Source organism: Vibrio viridaestus (assembly GCF_003856525.1).
Taxonomy (GTDB): domain Bacteria; phylum Pseudomonadota; class Gammaproteobacteria; order Enterobacterales; family Vibrionaceae; genus Vibrio; species Vibrio viridaestus.
The window spans coordinates 40,454-61,931 of the sequence record NZ_RJVQ01000009.1 but is presented as its reverse complement, the minus strand read 5'-3'; the positions used below and the strand labels follow the sequence as shown (position 1 = coordinate 61,931).

General features: G+C 40.6%; 16 protein-coding genes and 1 pseudogene. 10 read left to right on the top strand and 7 right to left on the bottom strand.

Translation table 11 applies throughout. The annotated features are described in order from the left end of the window. Positions 1-112: 112 nt before the first annotated feature. The 3 genes from EES38_RS17150 (at position 113) to EES38_RS17140 (ending at position 5,045) form a co-directional block, all read left to right on the top strand. Positions 113-2,590: a molybdopterin oxidoreductase family protein gene (locus EES38_RS17150; protein ID WP_124938445.1), complete on the top strand. Its 2,478-nt coding sequence runs from the start codon at positions 113-115 to the stop codon at positions 2,588-2,590. A 158-nt stretch (positions 2,591-2,748) separates the two neighbouring features. Beyond that, positions 2,749-3,756 (top strand): ABC transporter substrate-binding protein, encoded by a 1,008-nt coding sequence (locus EES38_RS17145; protein ID WP_124938514.1) that lies wholly within the window; start codon positions 2,749-2,751, stop codon positions 3,754-3,756. A gap of 5 nt (positions 3,757-3,761) precedes the next feature. Further along, positions 3,762-5,045, top strand: coding sequence for a GGDEF domain-containing protein (locus tag EES38_RS17140; RefSeq protein WP_124938444.1), 1,284 nt, complete (start codon positions 3,762-3,764; stop codon positions 5,043-5,045). Positions 5,046-5,075: 30 nt separating this feature from the next. Here the strand turns inward: EES38_RS17140 and EES38_RS17135 are convergent, their stop codons facing one another. From EES38_RS17135 to EES38_RS17125, 3 genes are all read right to left on the bottom strand, one after another. Beyond that, a complete protein-coding gene (locus EES38_RS17135; protein ID WP_124938443.1) occupies positions 5,076-6,614 on the bottom strand; it encodes a methyl-accepting chemotaxis protein in 1,539 nt (512 codons plus the stop codon). A gap of 205 nt (positions 6,615-6,819) precedes the next feature. Then, the gene (locus EES38_RS17130; RefSeq protein ID WP_124938442.1) at positions 6,820-7,599 is read right to left on the bottom strand and encodes an EAL domain-containing protein; all 780 of its coding nucleotides are present in this window, start codon (positions 7,597-7,599) and stop codon (positions 6,820-6,822) included. A 327-nt stretch (positions 7,600-7,926) separates the two neighbouring features. Next, positions 7,927-8,562 carry a hypothetical protein gene (locus EES38_RS17125; RefSeq protein ID WP_124938441.1) on the bottom strand — a complete coding sequence of 212 codons (636 nt, stop codon included), beginning with the start codon at positions 8,560-8,562 and terminating at the stop codon, positions 7,927-7,929. Positions 8,563-8,818: 256 nt separating this feature from the next. Between EES38_RS17125 and EES38_RS17120 the strand changes: the two genes are divergently transcribed. Beyond that, complete coding sequence (locus tag EES38_RS17120) at positions 8,819-9,358, top strand: cytochrome b (RefSeq protein ID WP_124938440.1); 540 nt, start codon at positions 8,819-8,821, stop codon at positions 9,356-9,358. Then, a complete protein-coding gene (locus tag EES38_RS17115) occupies positions 9,355-9,924 on the top strand; it encodes a YceI family protein (RefSeq protein WP_124938439.1) in 570 nt (189 codons plus the stop codon). Before EES38_RS17120 ends, EES38_RS17115 begins: the two co-directional genes overlap by 4 nt. 137 nt (positions 9,925-10,061) lie before the next feature. Here the strand turns inward: EES38_RS17115 and focA are convergent. Beyond that, positions 10,062-10,910, bottom strand: a pseudogene (gene focA, locus EES38_RS17110) (formate transporter FocA); the annotation flags it as partial. Between the two features lie 184 nt (positions 10,911-11,094). Here focA and EES38_RS17105 point away from each other — a divergent pair. After that, positions 11,095-12,000: a LysR substrate-binding domain-containing protein gene (locus tag EES38_RS17105; protein WP_124938437.1), complete on the top strand. Its 906-nt coding sequence runs from the start codon at positions 11,095-11,097 to the stop codon at positions 11,998-12,000. A 7-nt stretch (positions 12,001-12,007) separates the two neighbouring features. Here the strand turns inward: EES38_RS17105 and EES38_RS17100 are convergent, their stop codons facing one another. Beyond that, a complete protein-coding gene (locus EES38_RS17100) occupies positions 12,008-13,645 on the bottom strand; it encodes an ATP-dependent endonuclease (RefSeq protein WP_124938436.1) in 1,638 nt (545 codons plus the stop codon). 224 nt (positions 13,646-13,869) lie between these two features. On the opposite strand from EES38_RS17100, the gene EES38_RS17095 reads away from it, so the two are divergent. The 4 genes from EES38_RS17095 (at position 13,870) to EES38_RS17080 (ending at position 19,254) form a co-directional block, all read left to right on the top strand. Next, positions 13,870-15,603, top strand: a complete 1,734-nt coding sequence (locus EES38_RS17095; RefSeq protein ID WP_124938435.1) for a bifunctional metallophosphatase/5'-nucleotidase — start codon at positions 13,870-13,872, stop codon at positions 15,601-15,603. A 274-nt stretch (positions 15,604-15,877) separates the two neighbouring features. Then, entirely contained in the window at positions 15,878-17,122 is a 1,245-nt protein-coding gene (locus tag EES38_RS17090) for a sensor domain-containing diguanylate cyclase (protein ID WP_166434299.1), read from the top strand. Positions 17,123-17,228: 106 nt separating this feature from the next. Next, positions 17,229-18,869: a SulP family inorganic anion transporter gene (locus EES38_RS17085; protein ID WP_124938433.1), complete on the top strand. Its 1,641-nt coding sequence runs from the start codon at positions 17,229-17,231 to the stop codon at positions 18,867-18,869. A 37-nt stretch (positions 18,870-18,906) separates the two neighbouring features. Further along, positions 18,907-19,254 carry an ATP-binding cassette domain-containing protein gene (locus tag EES38_RS17080; RefSeq protein ID WP_124938432.1) on the top strand — a complete coding sequence of 116 codons (348 nt, stop codon included), beginning with the start codon at positions 18,907-18,909 and terminating at the stop codon, positions 19,252-19,254. A gap of 34 nt (positions 19,255-19,288) precedes the next feature. Here the strand turns inward: EES38_RS17080 and EES38_RS17075 are convergent, their stop codons facing one another. Then, positions 19,289-20,326 (bottom strand): oxidoreductase, encoded by a 1,038-nt coding sequence (locus EES38_RS17075; RefSeq protein ID WP_124938431.1) that lies wholly within the window; start codon positions 20,324-20,326, stop codon positions 19,289-19,291. Between the two features lie 144 nt (positions 20,327-20,470). Further along, positions 20,471-21,418 (bottom strand): DMT family transporter, encoded by a 948-nt coding sequence (locus EES38_RS17070; protein WP_124938430.1) that lies wholly within the window; start codon positions 21,416-21,418, stop codon positions 20,471-20,473. Between the last annotated feature and the right edge of the window lie 60 nt (positions 21,419-21,478).

Sequence of the window (21,478 nt, the reverse complement as noted above, 5' to 3'; positions counted from 1 at the left end):
TTAATTAAGTGATTGAAATGGAACATTAAAATTATAATTTAAACTATAAATCTGTGTTTGGAATGGTTTTTGCTAATTAGACTTTAATTATCTTTATTTAAGGTGAGAGACTATGACTGAAGGTTGGATAAAGTCGACATGTGCGTATTGTGGTGTCGGTTGCGGTATTGAAGCTAGACCATTGGCGAATGGATTACTAGAAGTTCGTGGTGATAAAGAACATCCATCAAACTACGGTAAACTTTGTACTAAAGGTATTGCTCTCGGTGATACTGTTATTCATGACGGCAGGCTTATTACTCCTAAGATAAAGAATCAGAAAGGAGAGCGAGAAATCTGTCATTGGGAATCGGCACTCGACCATGTTGCTCAAGGTTTTAAAAACACGATAGAAAAGTTTGGCCCGGACTCTGTCGCATTCTATGTATCCGGGCAGCTATTAACCGAAGATTATTATGTTGCCAACAAGCTGATTAAGGGCTTTATGGGAACTGCAAATATCGATAGTAACTCGCGCTTATGTATGGCCTCGTCAGTTGTTGGGCATAAAAGAGCATTCGGCATGGACTCTGTTCCTGTCTGTTACGAAGATATGGAGAAATCAGACCTTGTTATTCTTGTTGGGTCTAATTTAGCGTGGTGTCATCCAGTATTATTTCAACGATTAAGGGCCGCAAAGCAAAGTAATCCAGCACTCGAAGTCATCGTTATCGACCCTCGTCGCAATGAGTCATGTGAAATCGCTGATCTTCATCTTGCTATAAACCCAGGTTCTGATGTCGCATTATTTAATGGCTTATTAACGTATTTAGGCGAATTTGGATACTTAGATAATGATTTTATATCAGATGCAACAATAAGCTTTAACGAAGCATATCAGGCCGCGTTACAAGAATCGGATATTGAAGATAAAACCGGACTCACTCATGAACAAGTAACGGCACTTTATTCCAAGTTTGCTCAAACTAAAAAAGTCGTGACCATATACTCTCAGGGTGTAAACCAATCGACACAGGGTTCTGATAAGGTTAACAGTATCATTAACTGTCATTTGGCAACTGGTAAAATCGGCAGAGAGGGGGCGGGACCGTTTTCTGTTACTGGTCAGCCAAATGCAATGGGTGGGAGAGAGGTTGGTGCACTTGCAAACACGCTGGCTGCGCATATGGAATTTGGTAATATTAAAGATATCGAAGCGATCCAAACCTTTTGGAACACAGATAATTTAGCGCAAGGCGCTGGCCTAAAAGCTATCGATATGTTTGATGCGATCCATTCAGGAAAAATTAAAGCAGTCTGGATTATGGCGACTAATCCGGTCGTTAGCTTACCTAATAGCGATAAAATTAGAGAGGCTCTCGAGCGCTGTCCTTTAGTTGTTGTTTCCGACTGTATAGAGAACACTGCAACCACTCAATATGCCGATGTCTTGTTACCAGCTCAGGGATGGAGCGAAAAATCAGGAACAGTAACGAACTCGGAAAGGCGAATTTCTCGCCAAAGGCGCCTTTTAGCCAGTCCTGGACTTGCACGTCCAGATTGGTGGATTATCTCTCAAGTTGCCCAAAAAATGGGCTACCAAGAGCAATTTAGTTATCGTCATGAAGGTGATGTATTTAAAGAGTATGCAAAACTGACTACGTTGAATAATGAATCTCATCAACGCGATTTAAACCTCGCTGGTTTGGTAAATCTAACTGATATGGAATATCACCAGCTGAAACCTCAGCAGTGGCCAGTGTTGCAAAAGCAAAATGGAATTATCAATCAAAGATTATTTTGTGATCAGAAATTTTTTACGCAAAGTAGAAAGGCCAATTTTGTTGCTGTTACACATAGACCTCCTCAAGCATCAACGTCGAAACGTTATCCTTTAGTCTTGAATAGCGGAAGGATACGCGATCATTGGCATACCATGACTAGAACGGGTCTTTCGGCGCGCTTGGCAGAGCATAATCCAGAGCCGACAGTGACGATAAATGCCAAAACGGCGACGAATTATGAGCTTGTTGATGGGAAGCTTGCCACTATCTATAACCAGCTAGGAGAGTGTGTCGTACGAGTGAAGGTCGAGGATTCCGTTAGAGATGATGAGTTATTTGTACCGATACATTGGAATGAGCTGACCGCACCTCTTAGCAAGCCTTGTCAGTTAATCGATGCGCGAGAAGATAGTCTTTCTGGTCAGCCCGAGTTTAAATACACCCCTGTGAGTATAAAGCCTTTAAACTATCAAACCACTGCAACATTACTATGTAAGACGACGATCAAGTTGCCATCTATCGGCTATTGGGTACGCCAAAAGACGCAAAAGGGCTATAGATACAGTATTCACAGTGAAAAAGAGGTAAGCCAGTTAAAAGAGGATGTAATTGCTTGTCTTGACGTTAATCGAAGTGACGGCAAGATATTTAATCAGGGGGGAGATCATGTATTTGCCTCTGCCAAAATGAGCGACTCGAAACTGGAATATATTTTTGTTATTGAAACGGGTACAGTTCACAATCGTTATTCTATTTCTGAGCTGACAGACTTATTTGATAAAAGCTCACTTGAAGAGTGTGATTGGAGTGAGATAGTTAAAATTTAGTTTGGATCCGTATCACAAATAAATAAAGAGATTACGCTGACAAAAGGAATACTCTACTGCTATATTTAAATAGTCAATTGGTTGACCATTATAATAGTTCAAATAATAAACAACAAAAAATTCGGTTTAAATGTTAGCTAGGTGGAATATAGTACGTGATGCGATCCTTAGATTTACTAAAGATCGCCGTGCCTGTGGTGGCTGTCGTAGGTGTGGTGAGTTTATACATAAATGTATTTGGGCAAAAGCCCATTATTGAAACGACGACACCGCTCTCTTCATTCCGAATTGCCGTGTCTCAAACTCCGCTATCTGCTCCCATTTTAATTGCCCAATACTTAAACCTATTTAAAGAAAATAACCTAAACGTTAAGTTGGTCCCGTGCTTCGGTGGTGTTGATTGTGCTGAAAGGATGTTTGATGCCCAAGCTGACTTCGCTACATCGTCCGAATCCGTGGTGATGTTCGACAGTTTCAAACGGAACAATTTTTCTATTCTAACGACATTCGTTAATTCAGATAACGATTTGAAGTTGTTATCTATATCGAATATAGGTGTCAATTCTGTCCAAGATTTAATTGGTAAACGGGTGGGCGTCGTAAAAGCCAGTTCGAGTGAGTTCTATTTATATTCACTTCTTTTAGTGAATGGCATTGATCCTAAACAAGTCAATAAAGTATATCTTAAGCCTGAAGACCTAGCGCCAGAGCTATACTCCTACGGTGTGGATGCTATCTCCGTTTGGGAACCCTATGGATACCAAACTGAGCTAAAGGCTTCGGCGCCAATCGTTAATATTGGAACGCAAGGCATTTATCATCTAACTTTTAATCTCATTTCTATGAATGAATATATTCATGCTAATGAGAGTAGCGTTCGTACCCTTATTAGGACACTCGATCAGGCGGTTAATTGGATTAACAATAATCCTGTTAAAGCAAAAAATATTATTGCGGAAATGTTGCAGCTAAATTATGCGCAGCTTAGTTGGTCATGGGACGACTATGTATTCAGGCTTTCTTTAAGTAACTCACTATTATCAAACTTGCAGTTGCAAGCTCGGTGGGCGAAAGAAAGTGGATTGGTTAATGGTGAAATCCCAGATTATCGGCAGTTTCTTGCAACGGATATCAATCTTGAGCCTGATGGCCTGGTAGTAGAGTAGCCGCTATGTTTAACTCGTTATCAAAAAAACTTATAGGATTAATCACAGCGACCAGTCTATTGCTGGTGTTAGTTGTGAGCTCTTCGCTTAACCTTGTTAATGAACAGGCAAGGACAAAGAATGAAGTAAATTACCTGCTTAAAGTTCAGGAGTCGGTTGATCAACTCCGGGGCCAGCTTTGGATTTTTCTACAGTATTCTGATAACAAGAGTCTTATACAAGTTCAAAAGGCACAAACAAACCTAGATAAACTCTTAGCTGATGCTGATTATAAGTACCTACCTTTAGAAAATTTATCGCGGATTAACCGCAGTTTGCGTTCTCTCGTTAAACAAGAGCAACTTTATTGGAGTAAAAATACTCAAGTCGCTGCCAAAGAAGGTTTGGAAATACTTCACTCCCGCTACAATATGATCATACAAAATATGTCGGAGGAAGTGTTGTTCTTAGTTCGTCAGAAGGTGGTTGAAAACACAGCGGAGCAGGCAAAAGTCGTATGGCTTATGGGTATCAAACTTGTGGTATTTACTCTGGTGGTATTTATAGTTAGCTGGCTAATTTACGTTAGATTTTTGCGCGGTTCAAAGACGCTCAAATACGCATTTTTTAATTTGGCCCGCGGTCGGTTTGATCATGAAATTAGTGCGACAGGTAAGCTCGATAGCGAATTTATGTCATTGATTCATATGTGTAATCAAATGCGAGAGTCAATTACCAAGATAACGGTTAAAAGAGATGAGCTTCAATCGGCGGTAGACAAACAAACCGAAGAGCTTCTTAGCCAGCGAGAGGAACTTTTCCACCTCGCTAATCATGATGATTTAACCAGTTTATTGAATCGGCGAGCTTTTGAACTAAAGAGCAAGCAACTACTGTCTAATGTTGTAGAAGAGAACCATCAACTTGCTGTTTTGTTTGTGGACATAGATGAGTTTAAAGCGATCAATGATACCTACGGACACGACGCGGGTGACGAAGTCATCCGTGTAGTGGCTACTAGGCTTCTTGAGCAATGCAGGCATTGTAATTGTGTCGGGCGGCTTGGTGGTGATGAATTTGTAGCTTGTGTCGATTTGAATGAAGTCGATGGGGTCTTTGAACAAAAGCTGATGGCACTGAAGAGCCGCTTAGAACAAGATGTGTTATTTGAAGATATCTCGATAGAGGTTCGTGTGAGTATAGGCATCGCTCTTTACCCTGAGCACGGCCAATCCATTGAAGAGTTGATAAAAATTGCTGACAAGAGTATGTATAGCGAAAAAAAGTTAATTAGAAATGCCCTCAGCTAACACTATTAACTTCCAAGGGCATTTCGGTAACTATTTAAATGAACGACTCAATGAAGATAGATTAGCTGACCTTTCTTGAATATCGCCAGACAGCGAAGATACCAGTTTTGCCCCTCGTAAGTTGTCTTGAGATGCATCCCGAATTGAAGACAAGTTGACATTAATTTCCTTAGCGACTGCAGACTGCTGTTCAGTGGCCGTTGAAATTTGCATAGACGCATCGGATATCGTCAACATAATATCTTGTAGCTGATTAATAGATTGCGTTATTTCTTCGGCATTTTCGACCGCGACTTTAGCGGATGACTGTCCTTTTTCCATCGTTGATACTAGCTTGGTTAGCGCGGTAGATACTTGTCCCATAGTTTCTTGAATGTTTTCCGTTGTTGTATGGGTTCTTTGGCTTAAGGCTCTCACTTCGTCTGCCACCACGGCAAATCCGCGTCCTTGTTCGCCAGCTCTCGCAGCTTCTATTGCAGCATTTAGTGCCAACAAGTTGGTTTGCTCCGCGATTCCTTGGATTTCGTTCATTAAAGAGCCAACAGAGTCGAGCTTCGTTGATAGTGCTAAGGTTGACTGCGTAGATTCATCGACATCATGTACTAACGATTCGATCTTGCTTCTGGCAGAATTCATCTGTTTGACAGAGTTGTCACACTGTACTGAAGCTTTGCTTACTTGGTCTGAACTGGTTGCACTATTTTTTGCAACTTCATCGATAGTCGCGACCATTTCTTCCATTGCTGTGGCGACGCTTTCAAGTTCAATCGCTTCTTGCTCCACATTTTTCATAGAGTTCATGGCTTCAGTATCCAAAGCTTGAGCTTTCGTTTTCATTACTTGTGCACTGTCAATCACTCTACCCAAAATCGTTTTGACTTTGCCATCGTAAATTTTCATATGGAAGTCAGCGATATCTGTTGGATCTTGGTTATACACGTAACGAGAAACACTATCGTACTGTGATTTCATTTTTTGTTCCTGAACTGGCTTTTTAAACAGCTCAACCCAGAATACAAGAATTGCCAGCAGTGGAGTTAATACATAAAAGTAGGGTGAAATATGAGTGGCGCCCAAGCCTGCAACAACTGAGAGCAAAATAAATACCGCAATTTTGAAAGGAACAGTCTTTAATGAAGCGAACCTATCAACCTTTGCACCTCGATTTATTGCTGCGTAAAATGCCTCAGCACGTTCGCGAACTTCTTTACTTAATTTCCGTCGAACAGATTGATAGCCGATCAGTTGGCCATTTTCATAAATTGGAGTGACGTAGGCATCAACCCAGTAATAGCGGCCGTCTTTACATCGATTTTTTACGGCACCACGCCAGTTTTCACCTCGTTTGAGATGATCCCACATATCTTTGAAGGCTGCGCTGGGCATATCTGGATGGCGAACAATATTGTGATTTTTATTGGTAAGTTCTTCTAAAGTAAAACCGGCAATGTCACAAAATTTTTCGTTTGCGTAACTTATTACTCCCCTTAAATCCGTTGTTGAGACAAGTTCCTCATTTTCACCAAAAGTAACTTCTTCATCAATAACTGACTGGTTTCGCTTTCCCATTTTTTATATTCCGCTCTAACGTCGTTGATTATATTATTCAGAGTGCATAAGCCTCTAAAAGAAAGATAGGTTACGTAGCGGCTGAATGTGAAAAAAATTTATGTAGAATATGCCAAACTTGTGCGCAACTGCTCGAATATTAATCATGAAGCATGATAAGTGGGGATTTATCAATCAGTTTAGCTTGCAACAATCGTTGAATAGACTAGTGAAGGGAATTAATAAATTGAGGAGTTCCTAAATAAAATCCTTGGTGCATATCGATATCAAGTTCACTCATTGCTTTAAATTGAGCTTCGCTTTCTATTCCTTCTATGACTGTTAGGGCGTTTTTGTGTTTGGCAAATGCTAAACCTTGTAAAAGTGGAATTTGATTACCCGCCATGTAAGCGGTCAGCAATGAACGGTCCATTTTGATGATATCGGGTAGAAGAATATTGACGCGCTCTTTTGTTGAAGCATGGGAACCAAAATCATCGACTGCAATACGGAATCCACTGCGTGCTAACTCTTTAGTCGATGAAAACAAAAGTTGTTCGTTATCATATTCAATTTCCATTATTTCTAATACGACTAAATTACGGTCAATTTCTAATTGGGCTAAACGGTCGGATAATGAGCCGTCAAAATAGACAGATGTCTCTAAAAGATGGCTAGAGTTGGGAAGTACGTTGAGAAACAATTTTAGATTCTTAAAGTGCGATATTGAGTAATTACGAATGTGAATCGAGCGACTCAAATGCTCAACATTACTTTTATCTAGATCGCTGACGAATTTTGAATGGAAAAATTCCTCAGGATTGATTGCGCTATTTTGCGCGTTATTAATTCTAACTAACGCTTCAACGCCAACAATCTTCTGCTCGCGCGAGAATATCGGTTGAAACACGCTTCTTAGTGTCAGATGCTTGTAATGAGCAATAAAACCTCCATCCTGGAGCTTTATGATTGCATCATCTAGAACTGAATTTTTTTTAAATTTCATCTGCTGCACTTTTTCCTCACGAAATACTTTTCTGGAGGGCTTTGTTATACTCATTTAATAATATTGACAATTATCTGACATTGTCAATATTTTGAACTAAGCTTTTTAGTATAAATTTACTCGATATGAGACCTTAGCTCAGATAACTATTGCTAGGAGATGTGAAATAAAAAAATCATTTGAGAAAATAGATGAAATCATTGATTAAATATTAATCAATATATCTATCAATAAAGCTATAGTTATTTAATAGTTAAATATTAAAATGAAAATAACCTGATTATTTGGACAACTTTAAAGGTATTTTTGACTAATCGTTCAAATTAATTATGCCCATTGTAGAACAGCGTACAGATGAACGTATTTTTTAAAACTTAGATTGTCTCTATTTCGAAGTAAAGGGTGTGAATATTTTATAAAACAGGGAGATGCCTGAAAATATTCATCTAAAGATTGAGTGAGTTGAGAATCACATTCTTTCAAAGTAATACCTTGGGAAAGATAGTCCTCAATATGATCCGGTAAAGATCCCATCCACCAGTGAAGTAAGTTCCTACTCTGAGTCTGACGATTAATCCAATGATCGGATACTAACAGTAACAAATCGTTAGGTTGAATCGCATAACCATATTCTTCTCGCCATATCGCGATTTTTTTGAGTATTTGATTACGGTATGTTTGACTTGCATTAACGAAATGATGAGTAATAACCCAAACGGTACCAATATCTGAAGTAACGCGATAGTGGGGCGCTTTATCACCATTTCTGTTGATATCGAGTGGTTGGTAATCACATCCGTGTCCGAACTCAATAAGTGTACGAGCCATACGTCTGGCCAGAGCAAGCCCTAAATGGTGCTCTGTCATTCCCTGATTATGAATTGCAGGATAGTGTTTATCGCAAAGTTGACGAAAATCCACTTGAAACTCATTCACACTCTGGACCAATACATCCAATAACAACGTCTAGCACTCCTGCAAAAATTTTTTACTTTTTGTATTTTACCTGACTAAATTCTGATTATGTGTGAATTGTTTAATGCTTGTAAATATTAATAATCTGAATTCGGTTCAATATCTATGCAAAACCTTCAAAAATTTTGAATAAGATCGTCAAATTAGAATACTATTCCTTTATGTGATAATGATAAATACTTGTATCCATAATACTTATATATCCATGGATGCACTTTGGCATCAATAGAGAAAGGAGTCAGTCATGGGACAAGCAGTTACCACGTATAATAGAACAGCCCGGATCATTCACTGGCTGACTGCGATTTTTGTTATTGGCATGTTTGCTGTTGGTTTGTGGATGGTTGATTTGTCCTATTACAGCCAGTGGTATCACACGGCCCCTCATTGGCATAAATCAATCGGCATTCTGTTAACGTTTTTAACTATCTTCCGTGTTATTTGGAAGCTGAAAACATCATCACCAAAGGTTGAAGGCAAGCGATACGAACAGATACTTGCGCATGCTGTACACCACTTTATCTATGTGGATCTGTTTTTAATTTTTGTGTCAGGGTATCTCATTTCGACTGAGGACGGTCGTCCAATCGAGGTATTTAACTGGTTCAATATTCCTGGAGCAGGTCAACTATTCCAAGAGCAGGCTGATATTGCGGGTGTTATACATACGTATGCAGCATGGACTCTGATCATCATGGTTTCATTACATGCTTTAGCTGCGTTAAAGCATCACTTTATTTCCAAGGACAACACCCTCAATAAAATGTTAGGAGTTACAAAATGAAGAAGTCTCTTTTAGTCTTAGGCCTAGCTCTGGCTTCAGCGACCCCATTTGCAGCAAGTGCTGCAGATTATGTTATCGATACTCAAGGTGCTCACGCATCAATTAACTTTAAAGTAAGTCACTTGGGTTATAGCTACACCATCGGTCGTTTTAATACGTTTGAGGGCACATTCTCTTACGATCCTGAAGCAATAGATTCATCGAAGGTTTCTGTTAAGGTTGATACAACCAGTTTAGATTCAAACCATGCTGAACGTGATAAGCACTTGAGAAGTGCCGATTTCATCGATGCAAGTAAATACCCTACAGCGACATTTGTCAGTAAAAAAGTAGAAGACAAGGGTGACGGTGATATCGCGATTACTGGTGATTTAACTCTTCATGGCAAAACTAAGCCTGTTACAATCGATGCTGAATTTATCGGCGCTGGTGATGACCCATGGGGCGGTAAGCGTGCAGGTTTCCAAGGTGAAACAACGTTGAATCTTGCTGATTTTGACATTAAAGCAATGGGACTTGTCGACAAAGTCGAAATGCATTTGTATGTTGAAGGTATTCAGCAATAATAAAAATTGAATACAAAAAGGCGCCCGCAGCATCAGTGTTGCGGGCGCCTTTATTTTATCTATCAAGATGTTGATTAATGTTCAGTAACGGACGAACCTTCGGCTGGTTTTTCATCATGATGAGGTTTGTTTTTATATGGAAGACTAAACACACACCAGTTAGACATACCGACTAAAATAGCTCCGCCAACAATGTTACCTAGAGTGACAGGAATGAGGTTCTTAAAGATAAAGTTAGCAATCGTTAGGTCAGCATAATGGGCAGCGTCGACACCAACAGTGGACCAGAAGGTCTCCGGTGCAAAAGCATGGATTGTAATGCCGAGTGGTATCATAAACATATTAGCAACACAGTGCTCAAAACCTGAAGATACAAATAGCGCGACCGGAAGAATAGTCATAAATGCTTTCGTAAATGCATTGTGTGAACTGAATGTTAACCATACAGCGAGACAAACTAATAAATTACACAAAATACCCAGAGTAAAAGCTTCGATAAAAGTGTGGTGTAGCTTATGTTGTGCAATATTTAACGCGTTTAATCCCCATTGTCCGCCTCCTGTCTGGTACAAACCGGCACCAGTCACTAGGAGCAGGAGAAGCATCGCACCTAAGAAGTTACCGAAGTATACTTTGCCCCAAATACCGAACATTTTAGCACCGCTAATTTCTTTGTTTGCCCATGCAAGAATGGTTAACACTGAACTGGTGAACAACTCTGCGCCGCAAATTACAACTAAAATAAGCCCCAAGCTGAATACAACGCCACCAACAAACTTGGACATCCCCCAGGCAACGCCTGCGGAAGAAGAGCCCGTCGTTACCGTGATGTAGAAAACAAAAGCCAAGCCAATGAATAACCCAGCCATTGCAGCCAAACCAAGAATGGTGCTGGTAGACTTCTTAGTTTTGCCGCTGGCGTATTTTTCCGCTTCGACCATCATTTCTGCTGGGGTGAAGAAATCTGTATTTTTACCCATTCGCATTCTCCAAAAATAATAAAAAATTTTAAAATCTGTGTGCTGAGGCACATTACTGAGCGTAGATTACCGAATTTATGACGGTTAGATAAATCTGTAATTTTGAATAACCATATCAAAATTATTGATACTAATAAAATACTAAGTAAAATAAGACCTTGTAAGCCCAATAAATCTAACTGGTGATCCTTTGAAGTTTTCCTTAAAGCAGCTTGCAGTGTTTGAAGCGATATGTGAAACGGGAAGTGTAAGCTTGGCCGCTGAAAAGTTATCGTTAACTCAGTCTGCAACAAGTATGTCGCTAGCGCAGCTCGAAAAAGTACTTGGTAGACCTTTATTCGAACGGCATGGAAAGCGTTTGTCGTTAACTTATTGGGGAATGTGGCTAAGACCCAGAGTTAAACAACTACTTCAGGATGCGAAACATATAGAACTCGGGTTTCTTGATCAACAATTAGTTAGTGGATTACTTCGAGTTTGTGCCAGCCAAACACCAGCGGAGCATTTAATGCCAGAGCTAATCGCTTCGTTGGATACTAAGTTTCCGGAATTAAGACTCGACTTTGTGGTCCAGAGTACACACGGTGTTATAAACGACCTGCTCAATTTTCAATGCGATTTGGGGGTAGTTGAAGGTCGTTGTGATGATCAAAGGTTGATGCAAACAGAATGGTGTAAGGATAACCTTGTCATCGTTGCTTCGCCATCACACCCATTTGCATTTGAGTCTGAAGTTACCTTCTCAATGTTAGAGAGTGCGCAATGGGTACTACGTGAGCCGGGATCGGGTACACGTGCGGTATTCGATAGCGCTATCTATCCGCACATTAGACATCTCAATGTGTGGAGGGAATACGATTTTGTGCCGGTAATAAAAAGTGTTGTCAATAATAGTCTTTCTATATCTTGTTTGCCCTGGCTTGAAGTGAAAGACTCTGTGAACGCGGGCCAATTAGCCGTGCTTAATACACCAGAGCTAAACATCGAACGTACGTTATCTTTCATCTGGAGAGCTGACAGTAAAGATAACCCCCTCATCGATTGTGTGAAGAGAGAAGGCCTGGCTATGATGCAAGGCCGTTCTTTAATTAAATGATATGTGGCTAAGTATTCCCATTCGCCATTGTTACCACACGTTTTAGTGTCCAGCGTAAAAGGACAGGAATGCGCTCGATACCGCCATCTTCACAGTGCGAAACAATGGCTAACGCTAAATCGGGCTTTGCATGTTTTTTAAGGACTTTCGCAACGACTTTTTTAGCTGGAATAGGATGTTCGAGAGGAATTTTTACCATTTCTTTAAAGAAAGCTTCAAAGCCATGCGAATAAAGAAAATGCTCGATATCCCTGTCTGGTAACTCAGTAAGTCGGTGACGTGGTTGCTCTTCTTTTAGTAAAGAGTGTACTGTATCGGCGTATTTTTTTCCTGCAGCATCACCATCCACGACAACGTGCCAGTCTATACCAAAAGCTCGGGCAACTTTGATTAACGACTTCAGGCCTGACTGTGCAAACTCAATGATTTGTACACCCTCAGCGATAAGGTTATAACCGCACTGTCTCGCCAATTCACTAAACAGCCATACTTCTGTTTCTCCTTCGACCAATAGCCAGCAGCGAGCGAAAAGGGCGCTAGAGCGATGGAAGCGTATATGAAAGCCAACCTTACGCAAGTCGTCTCGCGATAAACTGGTGCTATTTATGGATAGCGCTATCGTTTTATCAGAAGTTCTGATGAGTCGTCTAATTGAATGTATGGGAACTGAACCCAACAGATCGCCACTATTGGTCGTCAGGATTTTTTGCATAGGCAGTAGTGATAATAGGTTCCAGGCACGCGCAAGGTGCGTTGGGTGTAATCGGCCTTCAGGGTCTTCTATTATCAATATAGGTCTAGCGCAACGTCTTAATTCATGCGGCCCCTTAGCTTGCAAATACGCATTGAGCAATCCCATAAAAAGTAATCTGGTTTGCTTGTTGTTCGTTTCTGCTAAAAACTCACTGAAGCTTTTTTCTGTTGACGGACTCGCATAGACGATGCTGTCTCGTTCCACTCTTGGGTTTTTACGATGATGACTTTTGAACGAAAAATAATGGTCGACCAGGGCGTTCATTGCGTTGAGACTACTTTTCATCTCTCCCTTATTAACGTGGCCTGGTATCTCCATTAAGCGACGGCAGGTATTGTTTATTCTTTTTTCTACGTTGGGATGGTAGCCCTGCGGTTGGTCTTTATCAAACGGTCGATTAAAGCGTCTGGAATCCTGAAGACGAATGACAGGATGTAGGCTCATTAATTCACGCGCAAATTTGTCTGAAGCCGAAAGCGTAATGGGCTTGCCCTGAAGATCGAGAAACGTGTATTTTGTGGTGATATCGTATTGCTCTCTCGAACCACTAATACGATAAATAATTTTTTGGTTACCCTCAGTATCGCGTCGCCATAAAGGTTTTAATTTACGATATCGTCCTGCTTTCACTTCTTTAGGATCATTGGCGACGAAGCTCATTATAATTTGGATATTTTGTGTCTGAGGTTGGGAAATAGCGTAATCGACATGGAAATCTTCCAATGTAAACTGATAAGGAAGACCATTTGCTGGTAGTGCGATTGAAAGCGCGTCGAGTAGAGAAGATTTACCCCATGTATTTTCGCCGATGAGTGTCGTTAGCTCATCAAAGGAAAGAGAAAGACGGCGTATACCTCGAAAGCCAGATATTTCAATTCTATCTAATTTCATATATCACCTTTGCGGACATCCTTTTATCCGATTATTGGTGAGGTAAAGATTTATTTCCATAAGCTTGTTTAAAATTCATGAACTTGCGCGCTTTTGTTCCACATTGAAATTGCATAAGAATGATTATTATCAGGATCTAGAGTACAATCACGTTTTGGTAATCCTATGCATTTTCTAAACGAGCCTCTCGTTGGTAAAGCAGTTATACAGAGGTAGTTATTCTTATGACAAAACCAGCACTCTCTTTAACTATCGCGCACATAAACGATACCCATTCCTACTTTGAACCGATTTCGTTGCCCTTGTCGATTGAAATAGATGGCGAGCACCTAACGCCGTATGTAAGTGCTGGTGGCTTTTCTCGTATCAAAACGAAAGTTGAAGAGATGAGAGAAGAGGCTATTTTGCGAGAGCGAAATTTCTTATTTCTTCATGCTGGAGACTGTTTTCAGGGAACATTGTTTTTCTCTTTGTTCAAGGGAAGTGCTAATGCGCATATGCTTAACGAACTCGGCATTGAAGCGATGACCGTTGGTAATCATGAACTAGACGTTGGTAATGATTTGTTCGCCGCATTTGCAGAGCAGGCTAATTTCCCTATTTTGGCCGGAAACTGGGATCTTTCAAACGAGATTGAAAGTAAGGATTTACGTTTATCAACAAATCCTAGAGTGCATAGTTATAATCCTGATAGGGCGATTGCATCGTCAATTATTAAAGACATTGAAGGTGAAAAATTAGCAATATTCGGTTTATCACTCGATCGTATGGCTGATATTTCAAATCCCGATCCGGATACCCCTTTTGTCGATTCTTCTCATGTCGCAAAAAATACTGTTTCTTATCTGAATTCGCTCGGTATTAATAAGATCATATTGCTTAGTCATCTTGGATATGAGGCTGATAAAGAATTAGCTGCAGAGGTGGATGGTATTAGCTTGATCATTGGCGGGCACAGTCATGTACTTCAAGGCGACTATTCAGCCATTGGTCTCGAAAAGTTGGACGATTATGGCGTAAAAATCAATAACACTTATATCGTTCAGTCTGGGTTTTATGGTCAGGCTGTGGGGCATTGTGATATCGACTTTTCAGACAATGGTGAGGTCATTTCTTTTAATGGTAAAAACCAACTATTGCTTGGTCGTAGATTGTTTATTGATGCCGATAGAGAAGAAGAGTCGCAGACAAAACTCTATCATAAAGTGTGCGATTTGATCGATGGGCATCCTTTGATTTCGGTATGTAGGAAAGATCTTAATATACAGAAGATATTAAGGGAAAATTACTTACCGCAAGTCCAAGCTTTAGATGAAGACAAACTTGCAGTATTAGACCAAAAATTACGTCACGTGCGTATTGCTGATGAAAAAGGGCCTAGTGATGTGGCTCCGCTTGTTGCCAAGTCCTTTTACCTTGCTACTAGGCGCCGCGGCTTTCCGGTGCAGTTTGGGTTACATAATGCCGGTGGAGTCAGGTGTTCGTTGCAGCCTGGGGATATTACCGCTGCTGACATAGCCGGAAAACTCTTGCCGTTTGCTATACCAATTGGCGTTTATTTTATTACCGGGAGTTCATTAAGGTCTACGTTAGAGGGCGCGATTAATAATGCTCTGAGTAATGGTGTAGAAGGTACAGGTACCGGGAGTTTTCCTTATTGCTATGGGTTAGAGTTTGAATATGTGGCGCAGAATGCTTTTAATGATCGTATTCGGGAGCTGAAAATCTGGATTGATAATGCTTGGGTAAATATTGATGATGAAAAGATTTATTGCGGCACATCAACGGCTTATACCATGAAAGGTAAAGAAGGATATGACGCCATTATGAATGTGGTTACGCCGTCACAAATGACCAGTGTTACCATGGCAGACGCATTTATTGAATCAATGAAATTGGATAAAGGATTTCTTAAAAATACATTTTTAAGACCTAAGCACGTACCTGTCCTTAAATAGTGGCGCGATTATTGCTCTTAAGCCTGTGTCTCTTTCCATTTATGGGAGTAATGCTTATGTGGCGCAAAGATTGGTTCGATACATTGGTTATCGTGAGTTGGGTGGGTGTATGGTCATTGCTCGTCTATATTTTGCCTTATATTTCTAGTTGATTTTAAAAAAGCAGCTGGGTTTAAAAGCTGCTTTTTTCTATTAATCGTAACTAACATTGTTTTCCTTTAACTATACTTAGTTATCTCGTACTACATTGTGAGTACTATTGTGGATAATGAGAATGGAAATTACGCGCAAACAATATCTTACCGAACTCATGAGAGAGCATTTGAATGATGTAAGTGACCCCAATTGCCAGATAGACTTGCTTGACACTGACACATTCGATGAGTTTGAGATACAGATATGCCAGGTTCTAAAACAGTTCGCTCTTTGTAAACGCCACAACGCACTAGTTCGAGATATCTCAAATAGTGTTAACAAAGGGATGGGGTTTGATGAGGTGCTTCACAACATCTACGAGTCATTCAAGGAAGTCATTCATTATGAGCGTATGAGTTGTCTCCTGATTAATGAGAAAAGAGAGCTTGAGATCGCTTGGTTTAGAACTGAATATACCGATAACGTTCAACTTAACCGTGGATTTTCTCTTAAGCTCGAAGACACAAGTATTGAAGAGATGTTTAGCAATTCCGAACCCCGCATTATCAACGATCTCCGTGCATACTATGCAAAAAATCCTGACTCTATTTCTACTCGTCTAGCTATTAAAGAAGGCATTGCAAGCAACTTTTCTTGGCCGCTAGTCGCAGGGGATAATCCGGTGGGTTTTCTCATATTTTCTTCTAGAAAAGTAAATCAGTTTAGTCGAGAAAATATGCATATTTTTAGAGATTTAGCCTCTCATGTTGCTTATGTGGTCGAAAAAAGTCGCTTATACAATCAAATAGAGAGACTGAATACAGAGCTTACTGCAGCACTCACATCAGTAAAAGAGCAAGCATGTATCGATTCGTTGACACAAATTTATCATCGTGGAACCATTCTTGAATTTCTAGAACATGCTATTGCACAATCTCACCGAACATTTAAACCATTCTGTATCATCATGTTAGATATCGACTACTTTAAAGTGGTTAATGATACCTACGGACATCTGGTCGGAGACGATGTTTTACTTACTGTCGCGAAAACGATCAAAAAAGGACTCAGGAAATACGACAGTGTTGGTCGTTATGGAGGGGAAGAGTTCTTAATTGTGTTGAATGAAACTGATTATGTTGCTGCATTTGTTATTGCTGAGCGCATTCGTCGTTCTATTATGAGGCTAGAGTTTAGTGCTAACGACCAAGTTTTCAACGTTACAGTAAGTTTAGGGATAGCGACAAGTGAAAGCTGTATCGATGTGAGATGCGATCAAGATAAGTTATTATTAAAGGCCGATAACGCATTGTATAGAGCTAAGAATCAGGGACGAAATCGAGTTATCGTTGACCAGCCGACATCCTTTCTAAAACCTAATTAAAATCAATCTTTACGCTGATTTCATGACTCTCACTAGAGTTTAAAATTTACAAGACTAAAGATAAGAGTAACATTCAAGCCCTTTCTAATAATAAGGCTATGTATTTATGTTTGCGGTTGTCGAAGCCTATAAAGTGGGGCTGTTAAACAAAACACATTGGAGTCGTAATATCATAGCAGGCGTCATTGTGGGTGTGGTGGCACTACCTTTAGCGATGGCGTTCGCAATAGCTTCTGGAGTTGCACCCGAACAGGGGATTTATACTTCAATCATCGCGGGTTTCTGTGTATCTCTATTCGGTGGTTCGAGGATTCAAATTGCCGGCCCTACTGGAGCGTTTATCGTTATACTATCGGGTATCGTCCAGCAGCACGGTATTGGAGGATTGCAAGTCGCAACAGTCATGGCTGGGTGCATTTTATTTGCTTTGGGTATGAGTAAAATGGGGAGCATCATTCGTTACATTCCTGACCCGGTCATCATCGGTTTTACCAGTGGGATTGCAATTATTATCTGGGTAGGTCAGTGGCGAGAGTTTTTTGGCCTCAACGTTGAAGTTCATGGACATTTTCATGAAAAGCTTTACCAGTTATTCGGTGCCTTCCCCGAGCTCCACTGGCCAACACTAATCGTCGGTTTCTGTTCATTAATTTTGGTCTTGCTTCCTAACTATATTCCGCGTTTATCAAAGATACCCGGGCCCTTAATATCGCTTGTCGTTATGACTGTAATCGTAAGCGCGGGACATATCGAAGGTATTCGAACCATTGGGTCTGCTTTTGGTGGGATACCAAGAGAATTACCCGCGTTTGCCATTCCTGATTTTTCAATTTCACACATTTTGACACTGATCGGGCCAGCTTTTGCTATCGCGATGTTAGGCGCGATTGAATCGCTCTTATCTGCCGTTGTAGCGGACGGAATGGCAGAGACGAAACATAATTCAAATCAAGAGCTAGTTGGGCAGGGAATCGCCAATGTTGTCGCCCCTTTCTTTGGGGGAATTGCCGCAACAGGTGCTATTGCAAGAACAGCAACAAACATTCGTAATGGTGGAACAAGTCCACTTTCTGGAATCGTGCACTCGATAACACTGGTTATCATCTTATTAGCATTAGCGCCTCTCGCGTCGTCTATTCCTCTTGCAACCTTAAGCGCGATTCTCTTCGTTGTTGCATGGAATATGAGTGAAGCTAGACATTTTCTCAAAGTCTGTCGACGAGCACCTCGTGCCGATGTCGTTATACTGCTGGTTACGTTTATATTGACGGTTTTTGCGGATTTAGTCGTGGCCGTTAATATTGGTGTGATCATTTCCATACTAAACTTTGTCAGACGGATGGCTAGTAGTGTTGAAGTCAAAGCCGATACATGTGCTGACTTAAATGAAGAACTGGGTCGCCTTGGTTATCAAGAATTACCTCATGATGTGCTCGTTTTTGCACTAGATGGGCCAGTTTTCTTTGCTGCTGTTGAGAATTTTGAACATACCATGCGTCAGATACAGGAATTTCCTCGTGTGGTTATACTGCGGTTAAAGTGGGTGCCTTTCATCGATGTAACGGGCCTCCAGGCATTAGAAGAAATTATCACCAATTTCCAAGCTCGCGGAATCAAAGTCATCGTTTCTGGACCGAATAGTGTTGTCACACGTAAGCTAGAGAGGGCGGGTATAGCAGAACTGCTTGGGACCGACGGAATCTATCACGAATTTAGTGACGCCCTAGCGTCTTATATAAAGCCCTAGCTTATACCAAGATCCGCCAACGTCTTTTGCTGCGTCAATGACAATAGAGCAGGGCATAGATGATTTGTGTAAGTTACACCACATTAGCAGAGCTGACGTCATCCCATTACTAGAAAAATTGTCTCTTGATAAAGCACTTTTGTCGCGGCTGCCAAGTGAAGTCTCAGGTGGGGAATTACAATGTTTCGCATTATTAAAAGCGCTGTTATTAAAGCCAAAGCTAATTATTGCTGATGAGCCTACGACGCGTTTAGATCCGATCATTGCGATGAAAACAATGACACTTTTAGTGACAATGTCACAAGCGGTTGGTTGTTCTGTTCTCTTGGTGAGTCATGAAAAACAGTTGCTTGATAAGGTTTGCCATAAAGTTATAAAACTCTAATAGAAGGCTGGTAGTTTATCAGCCTATATTGTAACTATACCAAGTCGACAGTACGTTTTTCTTGACTACTTAGTCTTGCCAGTTCTATCAACTTAATAGCGCACAGTGATTCTTCGCCTGTTGCGGGCACGGTGCCGTTATTTCTGATAGCATCTGCTAATTTAAGATAAAAGTTCTCATAGCCGCCTTCTGTTGGCTCTACTTTATACTCTTCGTTTTGATCAGAATAGATTCCCCACTTTTCTTCAGTGTCTACAGACCATTTAGGTAGGAGATAGCCACTACCTGCAACCAGTTTATCTTCTTGGGGATCCAGCCCGATTTTTACAAACTGAGCTTTATCACCCATCACTTTATAGCGAAGGGTTTCTCCTGCACAGTATGGAGTTGAATGTACTTGAACATAATGTGTAGGGTATTTTAGGAGAATATTAAAGAAATCATCTGACCCGTTGTCTTCACGGAGACACTCAACCTGAGCTGTTATTGCGATTGGCATACCAAACAACTGAACGACTTGGTCTAAAAGGTGAGGCCCAAGGTCAAATAGGATTCCTGCTCCATCAACTGTTGGGTCTTCTCTCCAGCGTTTTTGCACATCAGGTCTGAATCGATCAAAGTGAGTTTCAAACCAGCGGATATTCCCCAGTTGACCTGATTCAATCAGGGATTTTACCGTTCTAAAGTCACTATCCCAGCGACGGTTGTGATAAACAGCAAGTGATAAGCCTTTGTCTTTGGCTAATTCGACGAGCTCTTGCCCATCCTTGCTGTGAGTAACAAACGGCTTTTCAACCAGTACATGTTTGCCATGATTAAGAGCGTGTTTAGCTAGCGGGTAATGAGTATCATTGGGTGATGTAATGATGATCAATTCTGCATCAGTTTGCTCGATAAGCTCGATGGGAGATGGATAACAAACAACGTCTGGAAAGTCCTTTTTAACCTCATCTGCTTTACTCGAAGATATTGCGACAAACTCAAAAGAAGAAAGGTTAGTAATAAAGGGAATATGAAACGTTTTTGCTGAATAGCCATAACCGACGATGGCGGTTTTGATTGAAGTTGACATAGTAAGGCGTTCCCTTTTGTTATAAGTTAAATGATATAAAAGCCTATGCTTTGATGTAAACGATTTGATGTAAACTAACCAAAAGAAAGTATAGGGACATCACGACTATAGGAAAAAAGGGAACTATATGCAACGAGCAAAGTTTTACTTTGCAAATTTGGTTGAAATAACAGCGCAGATTCCGCCAACAATAAATAGTGTTCCTATTACTAGGTTGAATGAAAGTGACTCTCCCAAGGTAATCGTTGAAAAAATAAGCCCGAGCACAGGAACACCTAACATAGCGCAAGACATAGTCGCTCCAGACAGAGCTCGACTGGCACTATTTACAGCGCAAAAACAAAATGCCGTTGCTAATGGGCCCAAGTAGAGACATATGTGCCAAAATTCAGTGGAGTCGTCACCTGTAAATGGTCCCTCGAATATATAAGATATTGGGATTAAAACCACTGTTGCGACGAGCATTTGCCAGGGTGCTAATTGGAACGCGTTGACTTTATTTTTAGTATATCTCAAGTGGAGAATGCACATACTCCAACAAAACGATGCAAGTAGCAGTAGACCGTTTGCGAAAAGAGCTTGTGAGTCATTCCAATTAAATACTAATGGGTTAAACAGTACAACAACACCAATGATGCCTAAGAGTGTACCTACGACCTGCCTACGACTAATATGCTCTTTGAATAACAGAACTGAAAATGGAATGACCCAAAGAGGTGTTGTATAAGCAAGAACAGCAGAACGTCCAGCGGGAACGACGGTCATTGCTATGGATCCTAAAGCAGTAAATATCAGCATCTGTACCAAGCCAATACTTAAGATTAGAGGCAAGTCTTTCTTTTTAGGAAGGTAAAGATTTTTTGCAACAATTTGCACAATAAAAAGTGTCGCAGCTCCAAGAGCAAAACGGACCATTGAAAACCAGAGAGGAGTAATGTGATTTAATCCCTCTTTCATTACTGGCCAATTACCACCCCAAATGAAAATAGCAGTAATGAGCACTACTAGTGCTACCGTGTTGGATTTTAGTTTGATGCCTGAGAAGTATTTCTGTCCCTGAATACCAATTCTCAGTTCTTTATGTCCCGACATGAGATTATTCCCTAATCGTAAAATAGAACTCCAGTTTATGTCATATTAGAGAAAATCGGT